General features: G+C 51.2%; 18 protein-coding genes and 1 tRNA gene. 1 reads left to right on the top strand and 18 read right to left on the bottom strand.

Annotated elements, in window-relative coordinates; all coding sequences use genetic code 11:
• Positions 1 to 46: 46 nt before the first annotated feature.
• Complete coding sequence (locus NR795_RS17970; protein WP_257758924.1) at positions 47 to 796, top strand: SDR family oxidoreductase; 750 nt, start codon at positions 47 to 49, stop codon at positions 794 to 796.
• 35 nt (positions 797 to 831) lie between these two features.
• Here NR795_RS17970 and NR795_RS17965 read toward each other — a convergent pair whose 3' ends face one another.
• The 18 genes from NR795_RS17965 to ftsH form a co-directional block, all read right to left on the bottom strand.
• The gene (locus tag NR795_RS17965) at positions 832 to 1,491 is read right to left on the bottom strand and encodes a metallophosphoesterase (RefSeq protein WP_257759083.1); all 660 of its coding nucleotides are present in this window, start codon (positions 1,489 to 1,491) and stop codon (positions 832 to 834) included.
• A 133-nt stretch (positions 1,492 to 1,624) separates the two neighbouring features.
• Positions 1,625 to 1,711: transfer RNA gene (locus NR795_RS17960), tRNA-Leu, on the bottom strand.
• Positions 1,712 to 1,720: 9 nt separating this feature from the next.
• Entirely contained in the window at positions 1,721 to 2,056 is a 336-nt protein-coding gene (gene secG / locus NR795_RS17955) for a preprotein translocase subunit SecG (protein ID WP_042390130.1), read from the bottom strand.
• Between the two features lie 232 nt (positions 2,057 to 2,288).
• A complete protein-coding gene (locus NR795_RS17950) occupies positions 2,289 to 2,954 on the bottom strand; it encodes a M23 family metallopeptidase (protein WP_257758922.1) in 666 nt (221 codons plus the stop codon).
• 89 nt (positions 2,955 to 3,043) lie between these two features.
• Positions 3,044 to 3,874, bottom strand: coding sequence for an A24 family peptidase (locus NR795_RS17945; RefSeq protein ID WP_257758921.1), 831 nt, complete (start codon positions 3,872 to 3,874; stop codon positions 3,044 to 3,046).
• Between the two features lie 5 nt (positions 3,875 to 3,879).
• Positions 3,880 to 4,749 carry a hypothetical protein gene (locus NR795_RS17940; protein WP_257758920.1) on the bottom strand — a complete coding sequence of 290 codons (870 nt, stop codon included), beginning with the start codon at positions 4,747 to 4,749 and terminating at the stop codon, positions 3,880 to 3,882.
• Between the two features lie 13 nt (positions 4,750 to 4,762).
• The gene (locus NR795_RS17935) at positions 4,763 to 5,788 is read right to left on the bottom strand and encodes a type II secretion system F family protein (protein ID WP_144817489.1); all 1,026 of its coding nucleotides are present in this window, start codon (positions 5,786 to 5,788) and stop codon (positions 4,763 to 4,765) included.
• Entirely contained in the window at positions 5,772 to 7,310 is a 1,539-nt protein-coding gene (locus NR795_RS17930; protein WP_144817488.1) for an ATPase, T2SS/T4P/T4SS family, read from the bottom strand. Before NR795_RS17930 ends, NR795_RS17935 begins: the two co-directional genes overlap by 17 nt.
• Positions 7,307 to 7,693 (bottom strand): hypothetical protein, encoded by a 387-nt coding sequence (locus NR795_RS17925; protein WP_257758919.1) that lies wholly within the window; start codon positions 7,691 to 7,693, stop codon positions 7,307 to 7,309. The genes NR795_RS17930 and NR795_RS17925 overlap by 4 nt, the downstream gene beginning before the upstream one ends.
• 101 nt (positions 7,694 to 7,794) lie before the next feature.
• Entirely contained in the window at positions 7,795 to 8,700 is a 906-nt protein-coding gene (locus NR795_RS17920; protein ID WP_257758917.1) for a hypothetical protein, read from the bottom strand.
• 3 nt (positions 8,701 to 8,703) lie between these two features.
• A complete protein-coding gene (locus tag NR795_RS17915) occupies positions 8,704 to 9,246 on the bottom strand; it encodes a pilus assembly protein (RefSeq protein ID WP_257758916.1) in 543 nt (180 codons plus the stop codon).
• Between the two features lie 16 nt (positions 9,247 to 9,262).
• The gene (locus tag NR795_RS17910) at positions 9,263 to 10,717 is read right to left on the bottom strand and encodes a type II and III secretion system protein (protein WP_257758915.1); all 1,455 of its coding nucleotides are present in this window, start codon (positions 10,715 to 10,717) and stop codon (positions 9,263 to 9,265) included.
• Between the two features lie 15 nt (positions 10,718 to 10,732).
• A complete protein-coding gene (locus tag NR795_RS17905) occupies positions 10,733 to 11,095 on the bottom strand; it encodes a toxin co-regulated pilus biosynthesis Q family protein (protein WP_257758914.1) in 363 nt (120 codons plus the stop codon).
• Positions 11,096 to 11,127: 32 nt separating this feature from the next.
• The gene (locus NR795_RS17900) at positions 11,128 to 13,041 is read right to left on the bottom strand and encodes a type II secretion system protein (protein ID WP_257758913.1); all 1,914 of its coding nucleotides are present in this window, start codon (positions 13,039 to 13,041) and stop codon (positions 11,128 to 11,130) included.
• 66 nt (positions 13,042 to 13,107) lie between these two features.
• The gene (locus tag NR795_RS17895) at positions 13,108 to 13,821 is read right to left on the bottom strand and encodes a type IV pilus major pilin (protein ID WP_144817481.1); all 714 of its coding nucleotides are present in this window, start codon (positions 13,819 to 13,821) and stop codon (positions 13,108 to 13,110) included.
• Between the two features lie 158 nt (positions 13,822 to 13,979).
• Positions 13,980 to 15,317 (bottom strand): phosphoglucosamine mutase, encoded by a 1,338-nt coding sequence (glmM, locus tag NR795_RS17890; RefSeq protein ID WP_257758911.1) that lies wholly within the window; start codon positions 15,315 to 15,317, stop codon positions 13,980 to 13,982.
• Positions 15,310 to 16,158, bottom strand: a complete 849-nt coding sequence (gene folP, locus NR795_RS17885) for a dihydropteroate synthase (RefSeq protein WP_144817479.1) — start codon at positions 16,156 to 16,158, stop codon at positions 15,310 to 15,312. The genes glmM and folP overlap by 8 nt, the downstream gene beginning before the upstream one ends.
• A 131-nt stretch (positions 16,159 to 16,289) precedes the next feature.
• Positions 16,290 to 18,200: an ATP-dependent zinc metalloprotease FtsH gene (ftsH, locus tag NR795_RS17880; RefSeq protein ID WP_042390103.1), complete on the bottom strand. Its 1,911-nt coding sequence runs from the start codon at positions 18,198 to 18,200 to the stop codon at positions 16,290 to 16,292.
• Between the last annotated feature and the right edge of the window lie 30 nt (positions 18,201 to 18,230).

The raw sequence follows: 18,230 nt of genomic DNA, 5'->3' as shown, positions 1-18,230 counted from the left end.
TAACGTTTCTATAGTGCTTTCTCCAGTGTCCAATCAGGAGAAGAAAATGGGTCGTTTAGCAGATAAATATACGCTGATTACCGGCGGTACGACGGGCATCGGCCTGGCGACGGCGCAGGAATTTATCGCCGAAGGGGCGCACGTGGCGGTAACCGGCCGTAACCCCGACACGCTTGCCGAGGCAAAGCGCATTCTGGGGGATAACGCATGGGTGATCCCTGCCGATGCGGGCGATATTGCCGCGCAAAAGCAGCTTGCCGAGACGATTGCAACCCGCTGGCCGCGGTTGGATGCACTCTTCATCAACGCAGGCGATGTTACCCACGGTGAGATCGAGGCGTGGGACGAGGCCAAATGGGATCGCTTGATGGCGATAAACCTCAAAGGCCCCTTCTTTCTGATTCAGGCCCTGCTGCCACTGTTGAATAACCCCTCTTCAGTGATCCTCTGCGGCTCGGTTAGCGCACGCATCGGCCTGCCCACCAGCAGCGTCTACGCCGCCAGCAAAGCTGGCCTGCTTTCGCTGGCACGCACGCTGTCCGCCGAGCTGTTGCCGCGCGGCATTCGCGTAAACGGTCTCAGCCCCGGCCCGGTAGAAACCCCGGCGATGGGCAAGCTTGGCCTTGAGCCAGAGGCGTTACGGGCCATGCAGGAGGAGATTATCAAACTGGTGCCGCTCGGAAGAATGGGTAACGTACGTGAGATGGCAAAGGCCGCGCTCTATCTTGCGTCGGACGACTCAAGCTATACGGTGGGTACCGACTTGCTGGTCGACGGCGGCGTCGGCAGCCTGTAACTTTATGCGGGGCTTGCGGGCCCCTTTTTACTGTCTTACCCGGTCTGGATCTGCATCAGGGTCAGATTGCCACTCATTACCGCGCCGGTATCGATGTAGTATTGATTGGCAAAGCGTTGTGCCTTACGCAACGGCGTATGGCCAAAGATAAAGAGATCGGCACCATGAATATCTTTTACCCTGCCCGCCTGTGAGGCGGCCAGCCGATCCCGGTTCCAGAGGATCTGCTCTTCGTCGACCGGGGTGCCAAAAACATAGTTATCGTCAGGGTAGTCGGCGTGACACACAATCACTTTTTTACCCTGCGTGGTGACCTCAACGATCAGCGGTAGCGCAGCAATATAGGGCAGCAACGCTCTGGCCTGCTGCTCCTGCTCATCATCAAGATTGAAAAACCAGCTGCCGCCGTTCATCCGCCAGTGGCTGGCGCTGCCGTTATGGAGCAGGCAGTTCAGCATCATCTGCTCATGGTTGCCGCGTACTGTCCGGCACCAGGGACAGGTAACCAGCGTCATACACTCCACGTTCTCCACGCCGCGATCGGTGAGATCGCCAACGGAAATCAACAGATCCTGCGACGTGTCGAACCCAACGAAGCTGAGTTTATTCAACAGCAGGCTGTAGCAGCCGTGAAGGTCGCCGGTAACCCAGATATTGCGCCATGCCGCGCCGTTGAGCCGCTGCCAGGTCATGATACTGTACCGCACAGGAGTGGTTGCTGTTTTTAAGCAGTATAGCCGGGAGAGGAGAGGAGAAAGCGCGCGCCGCTGTTTTCGTGAAGTACAGACGAAAAAAAAGAGATCTTGCGATCTCTTTTCTCTGGAATATTGGTACCGAGGATGGGACTCGAACCCACAAGCCCGTTAGGGCACTACCACCTCAAGGTAGCGTGTCTACCAATTCCACCACCTCGGTACGGAATACTTACTGTGGGATATCGCTGGTCGGCTTATTAGCCGGCGCTGCGGGTTGAGTCTGCTCAGATTTCGCTGGCGCGCTCAGATTTTCCCACTCGCTCCCTTTGTTGGTTTTATTGCTGTTAATGTTACCCAGCACCAGACTGATAATGAAGAACAGGGTCGCCAATACAGCCGTCATACGGGTCATGAAGTTACCAGAACCACTTGAACCGAACAGCGTACCGGAAGCGCCTGCACCAAAGGAGGCTCCCATATCAGCGCCTTTGCCTTGCTGCAGCATGACCAGACCCACAAGGCCAATCGCCACAATAAGGAAAACTACTAAAAGAGCTTCGTACATAATCAACCTGTTCCTTGCGGAGTTGCCGCGTAACATACGCTTCAAACCCTTAGCGGGTTTCAAACCAAAAGCGGGAGTTAATGTTATTTCCCACTTGAGCGGGTGTGAATACTAACCAAAGCGCATGACCTGCGCAAGGGCAATTTTGCCGCATTGTATCAACTGCGGAAAAAAAGAGCAAAAGCCGTATTCGCAGGCTATCTGATACACTAAATGGGCAAAAAACAGTCGCTTACCGATGCCTGCTTTCCGGATCGATCTTGACTAATTTGTACTTACCGTACTTGCGTACAATTCGCCAGACATCGTCGCCCTGCTCGACAGGCTCATTCAGGCGGTAAAAAACCGTTTTATTACCCATACGCACGCCTAGCTGCAGATCGTCGCCCTCGCCGCTGATCAATGTAACCACGGGTGTACTCTCTATTACCGATAGCGCTGCGGGTTCGGCAGGCAGCGACGCGGATGCTACCGGGGCACCTGGCGAAGTGGCTATCATACGCATTGGGTCGATAACCTGCTGGTTGTGGCTCAACGCCAGATGCAGATGGGGGCCGGTCGTGCGCCCGGTTGCGCCGGAGCGCGCGATTAAATCCCCCTGCTTTACCTGCTCCCCTTTCCGGACGTTAAGCGTGTTGAGATGAAGATAACGGCTGCGCCAGCCGTTGAGATGATCAACGGTGATGAAAAAACCGGTCAACGGTCCATAACCTGTCTCTGCTACCCGTCCGTCGGCAATAGCCTTAACTTTACTGTTCATAGGCGCGTGAAGATCCACGCCTTTATGGTTAAGAAAAATATGCTCAAGCGGATGAAAGCGCATACCGAACGGTGAGGTCACCCGTAGCGGACCAGAGAGCGGCCAGCTAAATAGCGGAGCCGGTTGTTCTGGAGCCATGACTACAGCCTTTTGCAAAGGAAGCGAGGCATACGCAGACAGCGAAAAAATGCTGGCCAGAAGAGTCAGCAAAAACACGAGTACCGGCATTAACGAAGCACCTCCATGTGTAAAATCAACAGCGCGGTAGCCGCTATGGCTGGCCCGAACGGCATGTAGGGCACAGCAGTGGTAATCTGCCGAAAACGCAGCAGGCCACGGATGAAAAATGCCAGCACGCCCAGTATGGCCGACCCCAGCATCAGCTCTGCGATATGGTTAAGCCCAAGCCAGGCCGCACAGGCCGCGTAAAGCTTGACGTCCCCGCCGCCCAGCCCCTCTCGCTTGCAAACCCAAACGTACCCCCGGGCAATGCACTCGTTGAAACACCAGATAAGCAGCGCACCCACCACGCTATCCCGGGGTGATACCGGAATAATGTTCAGCACCGAGGCGGTCAGCCCGAGCCAAAGCAGAAGATAAACCAGGCAATCCGGCAGCAGAAACGTATTGATGTCTATTACAGCCAGCGTATAGAGCAGGCAAAAAAAGCAGGCCAGGAAGAGGATCTGTACCAGCGTGAAATGAGGAAAGTAGAAATAGACCAGGATAAAAAAGACAGCACCGGTAACTAACTCGCTAAGTGGATAGATAACCGGGATTGCACTTTTGCAGTAGCGGCAGCGTCCTCTTAGCAGCAGCCAACTCAGCAGAGGAATATTATCCCATGGCATGACGATATGCTGGCAGCGCGGGCAGTGTGAAGGCGGCCAGCATAAATTAACGTTGGGAAAATGACCCAGCGTAGCGTCGTCTGCCGCGCTGCGCATTAGCATGACAGGCAGGCGATAGATAACAACGTTAAGAAAGCTACCGACGAGTAGCCCCAGGCCCAGCGCAATCCATGGATACCAGACAGCGAATATCTCTTCAATACGCATCGGGATTAACGCTCAATGGAACAGCGGGAGATATACTCTTTAACTGTTCTGATATCTGCCGGGGAGAGACGCGAAGATCGCGGTGCCTGAGTGTAGGAGACGACCTCGGCATGTGGCGTTATGCCGCTGGGACGAGAGTCTGCTCTTTTCTGCCCGTCCAGCGTAATGTTCATATAAGCAAAATCGATCATATTGATATTTTTGGGTAAAAATGAGGAACCAACATAGCTCTGTGGCTGGAAGGTAATGGCTGGCGTAGCGACGCCACGGTAATTCAGGCTACCGTTCATATCGCCAGCTACGGTTGCATCGGTGCTGCGCTGATACTGAATTAAGAGCGGCCGCGTGTACCTCTCATTTCCGCTTTGGCCACCAGCAGCGCTCTTATTAAAAATCTCAATGGTCAGCAGGCGAAGGTTTCGGGAAGGGATCCAGAGGATCTGGTCGCTCGCAGAGTGTCCGGGTCCCAGCTCACCGGAGATCGAATAGATATGGCTATTTCTGTACCCGGCATCGTTGGCGATCGCGTTATAGAGTGAGATCTGGGCTGGATGGCCCGGCTTCGACCAGTAATCATCACTATAACAGGAGGTATTAAGGCACTTTATCTGACTGCTGTTATCGGTATGGATAACCGGCGAACTGCCTGCCGGGGCAAAGGTCGGAAAGATATCCTCGTCATGGTGTAATACATAAATAATATTATAGAGATAAGAGGTTTTTTCAGATGCCACGCTTTTTAAATAGAGGGGAAACGGACGTGACAGGTAATCACACTTTGGCGGTGCAAATCGGTATCCTGCAGTCGCGGTGCCCGTCAGATTGATAAACAGGAGGAACGCGGCAACGGCGGCGCCTTTTAAGTTATATTGCATTTTCTTCCCTGAATTAGCCGGTAGTTTTAGAGAGCGTATCCATGAGGGCAAAGAGTCCAATAAAGACCCAGACAACGCACCCCCCCAGGATTAGGGTTGCTAAATTTTTTAAAAAAATGGCAAGTTTGTTAATATAATTATGAATATGTTCGCGAGAACGTTCCGATACCGAAAACAGCACCTCATTAAAAGAGGGCAGATCGGCATAGAGATTAATATTAAGCAGCTCTTCAGCGCCCAGGAGCCCCGAATCCATCGCTTTACCGTAGTTCACTCCCTGCGCCATTTTTCCCAACATGCAGTCGAGATGCCATGTGAGCCAGCGATTAGCATTAGACTGGATAATGACAATAGCATCGGTCAACGGAATATTATTACTTAACATTAGCGACATGTTATTCAAAAATACGGATGAGGCCAGCTGCCGATAGGTTGAAAAAGGTAACACCCTGTCCAGAACTCTGTTACGCAGGTTACCATTCAGGTTTGCCATAGCAAACTTCGCCAGAAAAACTAAAATAATAAAGCCGATTAATATTTCTAACCACAGGCCTTCGTAGAGGCTAGTGCCAAAATGGAAAAGACTTTGGGTAACGCCTGGCCAACGCTCAATAGGCACAACCGAGGCAAAGGCCGGAAAGACCTTTTGTGCATAGCCTGCGATGACGATTAATGACAGTGAAATCATAATCAATGGAAAAGTTAACGCATTAACGAGTTTCTTACGCAGCTCATCGTTATATTTAATAATTGAGACCAGCGTAAAAAAACCCTCTGCCAGGCTACCGCTCTTTTCTGCGGCTTTAATTAAGCTTAGCTCGCTAACAGGCACCGCCCCGGTAAATACGGCGGAAACGGAGGTCTCCTGTTTCATCTGCATGAGCAGCAGCAGCAGCTTTTGGCTAAAGCCTTTTCCCAGCAGCGCCTGGCCCTCCAGCTGCAGTTTTTTCAGGGAGTCATATAGGGGCAACCCCGCTTTAATCATGTCGCCGCAGAATTGATAGATATAGATGCGCTGTTTTTTACTGAATTTTTTCAACGACAATCTCCAGATCTTCCGGGGGAATAATGCCAAACTCCATGCCGAACCAGCGAGCGTCTACCTGGCCCTGTAGTACTTTCGCCATAACCTTTTCCCGAATATTAAAGCCTTCGGTCAGCCCCGTAGCCGTATAGCGTTTTTTACGCCAGAGAGTAAAAACCTGTAGCCACGCTTGCTGAGAGATAGCCGCCAGCTCTTCATAACCAGGCAGAAAATACTCCATAGCGATCTGCCGCCCTTTGATACCGCTCTGTTTGCACGCCGGGCACCCCTCTTTGCTAGCGGTATAGAGCGTAAATGTCTTTCCGGAGATGCTGGTCGATTTATAACTTTTTTTACAGCGATCGCACAGGGTCGGGATAAGCTTCTGACACTGCAAACCGGCGATAAAACCTGGCGTAGAGAGCTTGTCGCTACCGATACCCAAAGCAGACATACGCTGCAGCAGCGAAACAATGCTGCCAGCATGGATAGTGGTAAAGCAGAAGTGACCGCTCTCTACCGCCCCGGCCAGTGCATTTGCCGAAATGCTGTCACGAATCTCCCCTACCATCAGAACATCGGGATCGCGGCGCAGGGCTGATTTGATCGCGGCATGAAAACCTCCGTCATCGCCGCTGATCACCGAGCTCTGCTTCGCGCCATAGATTTGGTACTCAACGGGATCCTCAACCGTCAGGAAGCAGCCCCTGTCCTCATAGCGGTTTATCTGTAACCACTCCATAAGATTTTTTAAGGTCGTCGATTTACCAGAGCCAGTGGTGCCAGCAATCACGTACGCACCATAGGGGTAGCTAAGGATCTTTTTCAAATCCTCACTTTCACAGGCAGAAACGCCTATTTTATCCAGCGAGCCCAGCCCCTCTTTTTGCAGTCCCGATGGAATGATACGCAGCACCGCGTGATAACACTCCGGGGACTCGCCAAAAATGGGAAAGTGAGCATAGCGAAAACGGTAGGGCTTACCGTCCATGTTATAGAGGATGTTGGCGTTCTGTGGAATCGCACGGTTCCACGTCGTATCACGCGTAGTCGCCTCCACGTTGTAGAGTACGAAGACCATCTCATCACACTGGGCCGCTTTGACCTGCATAAACGGCGTCAGCACACCATTTACCCGCGCCTCGAAGACGGCTAATACATCATTGCGTGTGATATGAAGATCGCTGGCCCCCATATTGATCACGCGCTGAAGAATATTACCGAGACGCCGCTGGGTATCGGTAATATCAATCGCGCTCTGCACGGCGCTTATCTGTTTTAATGAGATAAACTCGATAACCTTGTAGTACTGCTCTTCAGTGACCTTAGCCAGCCCAGATAACGCGCGTTTATGCAGCGTACTCAGGCGTGCCAGCTGGATCTGATACTCAAAGAGCCTGTCCATATCCAGCATGTATACCAGCAGGTACTCTTTACCGCCATAAGCGGCGGTAATACCAATACCTTCAAACTCATCATATTCCCATGCCCCTTTTAGTAGCTCTTCTGGGGCAATACGCACGTAGTCTACGCTCACCTTGCCGTTTCCTTGATAGCGAGCCGCGCTCGCTGGTCCCTTACTAGCTGGTACTGGCGACCATCAAGCGTAAAGTTATCCCCCGGCGTGACATAAAGAAGATCGCTTCCGTCGGCGCTGCCCACGGCGACCCGTGACAAACCACCAATGTTTGACTCCAGCAAAATATGTGGGAGTTCGCCGCTGGATGGTCTGCCATCGGCCTCTATAAGCGTTGAATCGGATACCGGTACTGGCTGGCTCGCTGGGCGCATTTTGTCTTCACCACGCAGCTTACGAATTTCGCTCTTCATCCTTTCCAGCTCAAGCTCGTTCGTTAACTCCCGTTTTTTTGCCTCCCAGGCATAATCCTCTTCTACCATTCTCTGGAGGTGCTGCTGCATTGCGCTCTCCTCAGGCGATGGCGCAGGCGGCAGATCCTGTGTCGGCGCGGCATAAGCCAACCCCCCCCCCAGCATGAGCAGGCCCGCCGTTAAACTCCTTATTACGCTTTGCATACTAGTCCTCCCGAAATTTTAATACCTTTATCATTTGACTCTATTTTTCTGATTAAGAAAGCATCGCGATAGGCTTGTTTATAGAGCGCAATCTGCGCGTTAATTTCAGTCGCTCGCGCATAAAAGAGATGGCTTTCGTCGTTGATCTGCATCTCCCACGCAGCGCTTCTCAAGCCACGCACTTTTAACTGACCAGCCAGCGCTTTCTCTGTATCTTTGACTGACGAAGCGGGATAACTTTTATAGGTAATGACACCATTAACGCGTGTCTTTTCACTTTTATCGCTCTTGAGTAACGAGTTATAGCTATTCACGTACGATATGATTTCGTTACAGCTATGCAGGTTTAGCGTTCTGTTACTTTGCCACTCTTTGAGCAATCGGCTCTCTTTATAGGGCAAAGCAGCTCTTGTATATTCAAAATCGTTAACCGGAGCTTTATCCTTTTCACGTTTGACCGGTATCGAAGCTGGATACGTCTTGCCAAAGAAATTAATGACCGGAAGCGTCAGGATGGCTCCAGGCTGAAGCTTAAAGCCAAATGCGCAGCTAAGCGTATCGCATTCAAAACTTACGCTTTTAATGGCGAGGCCCAATGCCGATACCGACAGCGTATTACGCCGGACTTCTGCCAGAATATCGATAGCCTGTGGAATACCCACCCCCGCCAGCGATTTTTTATAAAATGACGCAATCGCTGCAAGATCGGCCTGCTGCTTGCGTAAGGCTAGCTGATGCAGCCGCTTTTTCTCGGCAGGAACCTTTATATCGTAATACCACCAGGCATACGCTCCCCCAATAAGAGCCAGCGAGACAGTAACAATGGTCACGATGGCGATAAGTGGCGTAACATAGCCACTTTTTCTTTTCCAGAAATAGAATCTTTCCCGCATACTTTATTCGCTTAAGTAAAACTGGAGTATGACCGCCAGAATTATTAATAAAACCGCACTGGCGCAAAAACCGATCGTCATAATAAAGCGACGCCGATGCTTAAGTAAGGCTTGATGGCTATGGCACTGTTCAATAACCCTCTCAAGATGTGCATTGGTCAAAGGCTTTATGTCGAGATGCTCATATTTCCCTGAATGATGCATAAGCTCATCAAAGAGTGGACGGGCAATAAAACAGTCTGTCCCGCTTACAATTCGCCCACGGTTAATGACCAGTAGGTAGGTGGTAGCGTCATCGGTGTGGGAGAAATAGATCCCATCGCCAAACAAATTTTTAATGTAAATAGCAAAAGGTTCATAAATCATGGATACCTTACTGCAGTAGCCCGTTGCCAGCTTGCCTTCATCATCACGATAGACAAGCTTACGGTTTGCTTTAACCATTCCGCGAAATGAGGCCTGAGCGGGAAGCCCGAGACATGACATATCCTCAGCTTCCCATAGCAAACCGGTCAGGATATTCTCTTTAAGTAAAATATCATTCACCGTCTATTCCTCTTCATTAGCGAGAGGTAATCGGCTGACGGTAGTAGTCAACGCCAATAACCATGACGACCGTTGCCGAAGCATCATTACTGTTATCATTGACCCCCAGCACCTGGTACTGTAAGCCGCCGTTTTCATCCTTCATATCGTACTTCGCCACCATAAGCAGATCGCCGGGCATGATAATCGATGAATTAAAAGACTCCGTGGTGCTTACGGAAGGCAGCTGCACGTCATCGTACTCTTCAATGCCCTCCAGATAGCGCTTAGTGAACCCGCTAACGACCTCTATACGCCCGTCAGAGAGCACGCGGGGTGTAATAATAAAACTGGTACCGGTAATGATGGAGTCGGTTTCCACATCGACATTCTCTTCGCCGTTGTCATCCACGGTTCGCGTTCGGCTGGAGACGTAGTTCTGCGACCGCGTCATGTTTAGCGGCACCGGCATATTGTTGCGGGTAATAAATGAACCGCTTTGCAGGGAGCGGCTGCCGGTGAGCTTGTAGAGTGCATCCAGCCCACTATTAATATTAACGTTGCTGTTTTTCCAGCCAACAGAGACACCACCGGTTAAGGAGTCAAGAATTGATGAGTTAATTTTTATCGCGCTTGTATCATCGTCAAATGAAAAACCCAGCCCGGCTTCCAGTTGTTTTACCTTGGCTTTATCGAGGGTGAAAATTTTGTAGGTCAGGATAAACTGCCGACTGTTATCCGCTTTGTATTTATTCAGCGCTTTGCTCAGCGCTTCATACTCAGAAGGGCGTGAGTTAACCATGAGGATTGATGTGTCTTTAAACAGATTGTAGTTCCCGGAAGTGACATAGTTTTTAGCCATATCCTCGACGTCGTCCCAGAAGGATGATTCAAACTTAGTCTCTGTTTTGCCGGTTAAACCACCGTTGGTCGTCGCCTCGTTACCGGAGAGATCAAGAGTCGTTTCCGACTTGTTGTTCTCGCCGTAGAAGTCCAGTTTGATAACGTAGGTTTCATATACATTTATTTTTAATATGTTATTGCCGTCGAGTTTAGGGCTAACGTCATACAGGGAAGCGATATAGCGCATAAACTCTTCAAAGGTACCGTCAAACTTTACGCTATGAGGCCTATCCCAGCCGCTGGCCGTCCCGTCCGCTTTAGTATCGCCCATCGCTTTATCATTGATGCGATAGCTGATCCCCGTCTGAGCAGCAACCGCATCCAGAATAATAGCAAGGGTGGCTGGCTCGTAGGATGAAATTTTGACGTGTTTACTTAGCAGCTTCTGTTGCTCAACGCTGTACTCAACCTTATGACCTAAAAAAGCAGTATCATATTTAATATAGGGTTTTGCTTTAGATGCGTCCTGAGTCGTGGTATCAGAAAACGTTTTTTTTACACTCTCATCGGTATCGAATTTCTTTTCAAAATCTCCGACGCAGCCCTGCGCCAGTAGCGCCAGCAGTAAAGCTCCCATTTTGATTTTCATAATATGTCCGTATAATTACATTTCATCGATGACAATGACGCGGTTCTTTTCATACTTCTTCACTACCAGTCCATAATTTTCGGAAAAGAAGAGTTCCCCTAGCGCCTGTAAAATATCGTCGTCGGTTTTTCCTGTCAGCGTAATGTCGTTATAGACCAGGTAGTCCTTTTTGCTGTTCCAGAAAAGCTTATAACCATTGCCTGCAACCCAGGCTTTAACACCCTGGCTTAACAATTCATTTTCACGGATTACCATCGAATGGCCTACTGTTGGATCCGGATTATTAAATGGGTTTTTGGCTTCCTGCGCAGCGAATGCATTTAGAGGCATACACGCTATAAAAAAGAGCGAGAGCAATAAACGGCTTGTATAACGCATATCTATTCCTTTAAGAACGTGTTCTGACTAGACTATTGATACTGGAATGAATCTAAGAGATCGGCAGGCGTGCCCGGCTGGGGTACCGTGCTGCACCAGCGGCTAACGGTATAGGAGACTGAATAGGGGTCTACCACATTTACTCCCTCACCGGTATCGCCATCAAACATGCCTAGCATTGAACTAATAATCCAGATGTATTTTGAATTATTATAGATAACATGATCGCCTTTATTACGTCCAGGCCCTAGCGCTCGAGGTGAGTCTTCAAAATTTTGTTCGGTAAACTCAACCTGAGCAGTTATACCTGCTAATTGTCCAATTGTACTTTTTGTCAAGCTACTTCTGGTTAAACTAGGGTCGGCATATACGTAACCCCCAGTACTATACGCCCGATAAGCAGAAACTGAGGATATGGCAACGCTCAAACGAGGAAATAACTTTCGCAAAACTTTTATCTGCCGCGGTTTGTTATCAGCATCCATCAATGCTTCTCCATTAGAATCCCGTAAGGTAATGATCTGTTCTACACGAGGGCAAGTTTGTACCGGATAGCGCACGTTAGCTGTATCGTTAATAGTATTATTAATTTCCCCATCGTTATAAGCAGGTTTATTATCTTTTCCTTTTTCCATCGGAGAGCTGTTCATGCCGCCATGCGTAATATAATCCGTGACTGTCGGAGTAACTAATTCAAATGCATCATAAGTATAAGGCACATAATGATAGAGGCTATGATCATCATTAGAATGAGTGACTGTCGAATTTCCTGTTATTTCATTAACATGGAATTCGCCGATAAAAGGTTGTGATTGCCGATCCAAATACTGATAAAACTCAGGGTTACCTTCGGAATCCGTGACAAGATCGCCGCCATAGCTGCGCTGGAAGATATAGACCCTGCGTGCGGTATTCTCCATGACCAGGTTAGCCTGCAGGGTGCCGAGCTTTTGATCGCCACTCGTGTTACCTGCGTCTTTCATATTCAGCGACAGCAGCGTGTCCTCACCGTGCGTTCCGGTTCCGGTGCGCTGTTCGTAACACATCTCTACCTGGCTGTTGGACGCGTTCCAGCACATGTTGCTACCGCCACCGCTGGCGGCAGTACCGCTGTCGTTATCATTTAAATCAAAGGTAAAACGAACGCCAAACGCGCCGGAAGTATAGCCTTTTAAGGAGTTGATATTACTGGCCACCGAGCCAAACTCAACGGGTGTTTTTCCATCGTCATTTTTCGTCACCAACCGCCAGTTGGTATTGGATGAGTCCCGATGCACTACCCATGCGTGCGAAGGCATATTCCCCATATCCGCCAGCGCCTGCGTCAGAGCGGGTTGAAAACGCGCAAACTCCAGCAGGCGGTCGCTGCTGTCGGCGTTAAATTCAACGATCGCATCGATCTGATTGATGCTGCTCTGCCGGCTTTCCAGATCGCTGCCGCGAAAGCCAATTCGATCAATATGCGCTACGCTATTTTTAGCCGCATCGCTCATCCAGCAAGGAAGATACTCCTTTTCAAAGGCATAGCTGGATTTCGGCGTTTTGATGTTGCAATTACTACTAATAAAGCGATAGCGCTGTTGCTGGCTGGCATCGTTGCCGTCACCCCACAGGTAGTATTCATCTTTATTGCCGGTATCGATATCTTCGATGCTGCTGCTCAGGCGTAGCTGATAATCTGCATCTGGCGTGTCGGTATTATAAAGCGGGTTGATTATCTCCTCAGTGTCATCCGCCCCGCGCTCTTTGACTGTAACGTCAGCATCCCTGACAAAATTAATAACGCCTCTCATCTCCTGTACCAGCGCAGCAGAAATATTTCGCTGAGACGAACGATCTGCCTGCTTGCGGACATACCGGGTATACATAGTCAGAAGCCCACCCGCAATGGCCATGACGATGATAATTTCCAGTAATGAGAATCCGCCGTCCCTGCGTTTAATCATTAAAAACTCCAGATACCATGGAAAAAATATCCGCCCTAAAGCGGATATTACAGGTCTATTTAATAATTACTTACTACCGAAAACGATACCGTTATTCGCGCCACCAATATTACAGGTTGCATCGTTGACGATATCTGTACTGTTAATATCTTCCGCAACGGAGAGGGATTTCAGTACGCTACCTACTTTTTTAGCAGTATCCAGCTCAGTTCCATTCAGCTGTGCTGATGCATCCTCGCCGGCCGGCGCAGAGATAATACCAACATAGTCCCACTGGTTCCCCATCTGCGAGAGAAGGTTTCGGCATGTCTGCTGGTCAAGGCCGCTAATGAGAATCACAAAGCCTTTGTGTACGCTACTGGCAGAGTCAACCAGCGCCTGGCCAATCTGGAAAGCATCGCCTGAAATACCGTTAAACGATTCAGAGGGAGAGATTTTACCCAGTTTATTTAGCGTAACGATAGGTGCGAGGTCGGTCGATGTCGCAATATTGCCTTTGGTCAGCGTTACCGCCGTTGTGGTAGCAGGCGGATATTCGCCTTCATCCTGAAACGCCTCAGCCATTGAGGTCCGAATGGTGTTGGTATTGTTCTGAATATCTGAAATATCCTGGGCGGTAAAGGCCCGCTGCGCTAATACCACTACACCCGCAGCAATCACGCCGATAATGCCAAGAACAATAATAATTTCTAGCAGCGTAACGCCGCGCTGCTTTCTTAATAATAGTGCCGCGGCACTGTCTATTCTATTATTGTTGACGCCTAACAATCCCGTTTTCATAACCCTTCCTTAAATATGTACCATCTTTCACATGGGATAATGCAACCAATGGAATTAATTAGTAATGTAATCACACTATTCTAAATAATTATTAACGCATTAAGAAGGGTATTATTGCCTTTATGCCACTCCAAAATTGGAGTGGCATAATTATAACATCAGGCGTGTTTTACCGCGTCGGCGATACGGTGTGCATATTCAGTGACCTGGGCTTCGTTCTCGCCCTCTACCATAACGCGAATCAGCGGCTCGGTGCCGGATTTACGCAGCAGCACACGTCCGCGGCTACCCAGCGCCGCTTCAACCTCTGCCGTCACGGATTTCACAGTTTCGTGTTCCAGCGGGTCGCCAGTACCTGCGGTAAAGCGCACGTTAACGAGGATCTGCGGGAAGAGCTTCATGCCGCTGCAGAGATCGTGCAGGGTCATGTTGTTACGCACCATGGCAGCAACAACCTGCAGGCCTGCAACGATACCGTCCCCGGTTGTGGTTTTATCCAGCAGAATGATGTGTCCGGAGTTCTCTGCACCAATACGCCAGCCCTTCTCCTGCAGCTTCTCCAGCACGTAGCGGTCGCCGACCTTAGCGCGGGCAAAAGGAATACCCAGCTGCTTCAGCGCCAGCTCCAGACCCATGTTGCTCATCAGCGTACCAACCGCACCGCCGCGAAGCTGCCCCTGACGCAGGCCTTCGCGCGCAATGATGTAGAGGATCTGATCCCCATCAACCTTGTTGCCTTCATGATCAACCATGATGACGCGGTCACCGTCGCCGTCAAAGGCGATACCGAGATCGGCCTTCTCAGCCAGCACGCGAGCCTGCAGCGCGCGTACGTCAGTAGCACCCACCTCTTCGTTGATGTTTACGCCGTTCGGCTCGCAGCCGAGGGTGATAACATCCGCACCCAGCTCACGGAAGACGCTAGGGGCAATGTGATAGGTCGCGCCATGGGCACAGTCGACAACAATTTTCAGCGCTTTCAGGCTTAGCTCGTTCGGGAAGGTGCCTTTACAGAACTCGATGTAGCGTCCGGCCGCGTCCACGATGCGGCTGGCTTTACCCAGCAGCGCGGAGTCAACGCAGCTGATCTCTTTTTCCAGCTCGGCTTCAATGGCCTCTTCTACCTCATCCGGCAGTTTGGTTCCGTCGGTTGAGAAGAACTTAATGCCGTTATCGTAGAACGGATTATGGGAGGCCGAGATAACAATCCCTGCTTCAGCGCGGAATGCACGGGTCAGGTACGCTACCGCAGGCGTTGGCATCGGTCCGGTGAAAGAGGCAGAGATACCGGCAGCGGCCAGGCCTGCTTCCAGCGCAGACTCCAGCATATAGCCAGAGATACGCGTGTCCTTACCGATAATGATTTTGCGCGAGCCATGACGCGCCAGAACTTTACCTGCTGCCCAGCCCAGCTTAAGGACGAAATCAGGCGTGATAGGCGCATCACCGACGCGCCCACGAATACCGTCTGTACCAAAATATTTGCGACTACTCATAGCGTTTGTTTTCCTTCGCTGATAGCGTGGCCTCGACCACCCGCATGGCTTCTGTTGTCTCTTTCACGTCGTGGACGCGAATTATGTGCGCTCCCTGCATGGCCGCTATCGTTGCGCACGCCAGACTGCCGCTCAGGCGCTCTGATGGGCCAACGTTGAGCAGCTGGCCAATCATCGATTTACGGGACATGCCGACCAGCAGCGGTAGACCAAAATGGTGAAACTCTGCCAGGCGAGCAAGAAGCGCGTAGTTATGGGAGAGATTCTTACCGAAACCGAAGCCGGGGTCGAGTACCAATTTATCCTTTGTAATACCTGCTTTCTCACACCTTGCTATCTGCTCGTGGAAATAACGGTCAACGTCGGCAAACACATCGGCATATTTCGGTGCATCCTGCATGGTCTTCGGATCGCCCTGCATATGCATCAGGCAGACCGGCAGACCGGTTTCCGCCGCTGCCTCCAGCGCGCCAGGCTCGCTCAGGGATCGGATGTCGTTAATCAGATGCGCGCCTACGCGGGCAATCTCCCGAATAACCTCCGGCTTAGAGGTATCTACCGAGATCCACACCTCAAAACGCTGCGCCAGCGCCTCTACCACCGGCACTACGCGGGAGAGCTCTTCATCAACGCTCACCTCAGCCGCGCCCGGCCGGGTTGACTCGCCGCCGACGTCGATAATGGTGGCCCCGGCGTTAATCATCAGGTTGGCATGTTTAACCGCGTCGATCAGCGTATTGTGCGCACCGCCGTCAGAAAAGGAGTCGGGGGTAACGTTGAGGATCCCCATAACGTGCGGATGAGAGAGATCGAGCGTGGTTCCCTGAGCGAAGAGTTTCATAAAGCATCCCTTGTACTGTGTGGGTGATAGACAAGAAAAAACCCCGGAGCACGCCCCGGGGTTTTAAATAGTGCTAACGCAGATACCGCATGAGCGTATTTGTCGCCAAACTGCTCAGCGCCAAACCAGACTTACATCGTGTTGCCTGGATTAGGCGTACGCGGTTCATCAACCGGACGCGGCGCACGCGGCGTGCCATTACTGTCAGAACTGTTTGAGCCAGGATCTTCCCAGCCCGCTGGCGGACGCACATCGCGACGGGCCATCAGGTCATCAATCTGCGGAGCGTCGATGGTCTCATACTTCATGAGCGCATCTTTCATTGAATGCAGGATGTCCATGTTATCGTTCAGGATCTGGCGAGCGCGGTTGTAGTTACGCTCAATCAGCAGCTTCACTTCCTGGTCGATAATACGTGCCGTTTCATCGGACATGTGTTTCGCTTTCGCCACGCTGCGGCCCAGGAACACCTCACCCTCTTCCTCTGCATACAGCAGCGGACCGAGTTTGTCAGAGAAGCCCCACTGAGTCACCATGTTACGTGCCAGGTTAGTCGCCACTTTAATGTCGTTGGACGCCCCGGTAGAAACATGTTCCACGCCGTAGATGATCTCTTCTGCCAGACGACCGCCGTACAGCGTGGAGATCTGGCTTTCCAGTTTCTGACGGCTGGCGCTAATCGCATCGCCTTCAGGCAGGAAGAAGGTTACACCCAGCGCACGGCCGCGCGGAATAATCGTCACTTTGTGTACCGGATCGTGTTCTGGTACCAGGCGGCCGATGATCGCGTGGCCCGCTTCGTGATACGCGGTCGACTCTTTCTGCGCTTCGGTCATCACCATGGAGCGACGTTCCGCACCCATCATGATCTTATCTTTCGCTTTCTCAAACTCAACCATTGAGACAACGCGTTTGTTGCCGCGGGCAGCAAACAGTGCCGCTTCGTTGACCAGGTTAGCGAGATCCGCACCGGAGAAGCCTGGGGTACCGCGAGCAATGATTGCCGCATCGATATCCGGCGCCAGCGGTACGCGGCGCATGTGCACCTTCAGGATCTGCTCACGGCCACGCACGTCTGGCAGACCGACCACAACCTGGCGGTCGAAACGGCCTGGACGCAGCAGCGCCGGGTCAAGCACGTCCGGACGGTTCGTCGCGGCGATCACGATAATGCCTTCGTTGCCTTCAAAGCCATCCATCTCAACCAGCATCTGGTTCAGGGTCTGCTCACGTTCATCATGACCACCGCCCAGGCCTGCGCCACGCTGGCGGCCAACGGCGTCGATCTCATCGATAAAGATGATGCACGGTGCCGCTTTCTTGGCCTGTTCGAACATGTCACGCACACGAGATGCACCGACACCTACGAACATTTCCACGAAGTCAGAACCGGAAATGGTAAAGAAGGGAACCTTTGCTTCACCGGCAATCGCTTTTGCCAGCAGGGTTTTACCGGTACCTGGAGGGCCGACCATTAAGACGCCTTTCGGGATCTTACCGCCCAGCTTCTGGAAGCGGCTCGGTTCACGCAGGTATTCAACCAGCTCACCCACCTCTTCTTTGGCTTCGTCGCAGCCGGCAACGTCAGCAAAGGTAGTTTTGATCTGATCTTCGGTCAGCATACGCGCCTTGCTCTTGCCGAACGACATGGCACCTTTGCCACCGCCGCCCTGCATCTGGCGCATAAAGAATATCCAGACGCCGATTAACAGCAGCATCGGGAACCACGAAATGAAGATTGAAGCCAGCAGGCTTGGCTCTTCCGGCGGCTCGCCAACTACTTTGACGTTTTTCGTCAGCAGGTTATCAAGCAGTTTCGGATCGTTAACCGGGATGTAAGTCGTGTAACGGTTACTATCTTTCTTGGTAACGTTGATCTCACGTCCGTTGATACGCGCTTCGCGAACCTGGTCCTGATTGACCTCTTGCAGGAAGGTAGAGTAATCCACCTTACGCCCGTTCGACTCGCTGGGCCCAAAGCTCTGGAATACTGACATCAGCACAACGGCAATGACCAGCCAGAGTATTAGGTTTTTCGCCATGTCACTCAAGGGATTAACCTCATATTACAA

The organism is Pseudescherichia sp. L3, from assembly GCF_024656065.1.
Lineage (GTDB): Bacteria > Pseudomonadota > Gammaproteobacteria > Enterobacterales > Enterobacteriaceae > Pseudescherichia.
Note: the sequence above shows the minus strand (reverse complement) of the source record. Positions and strands in the feature narration are given on the sequence as shown.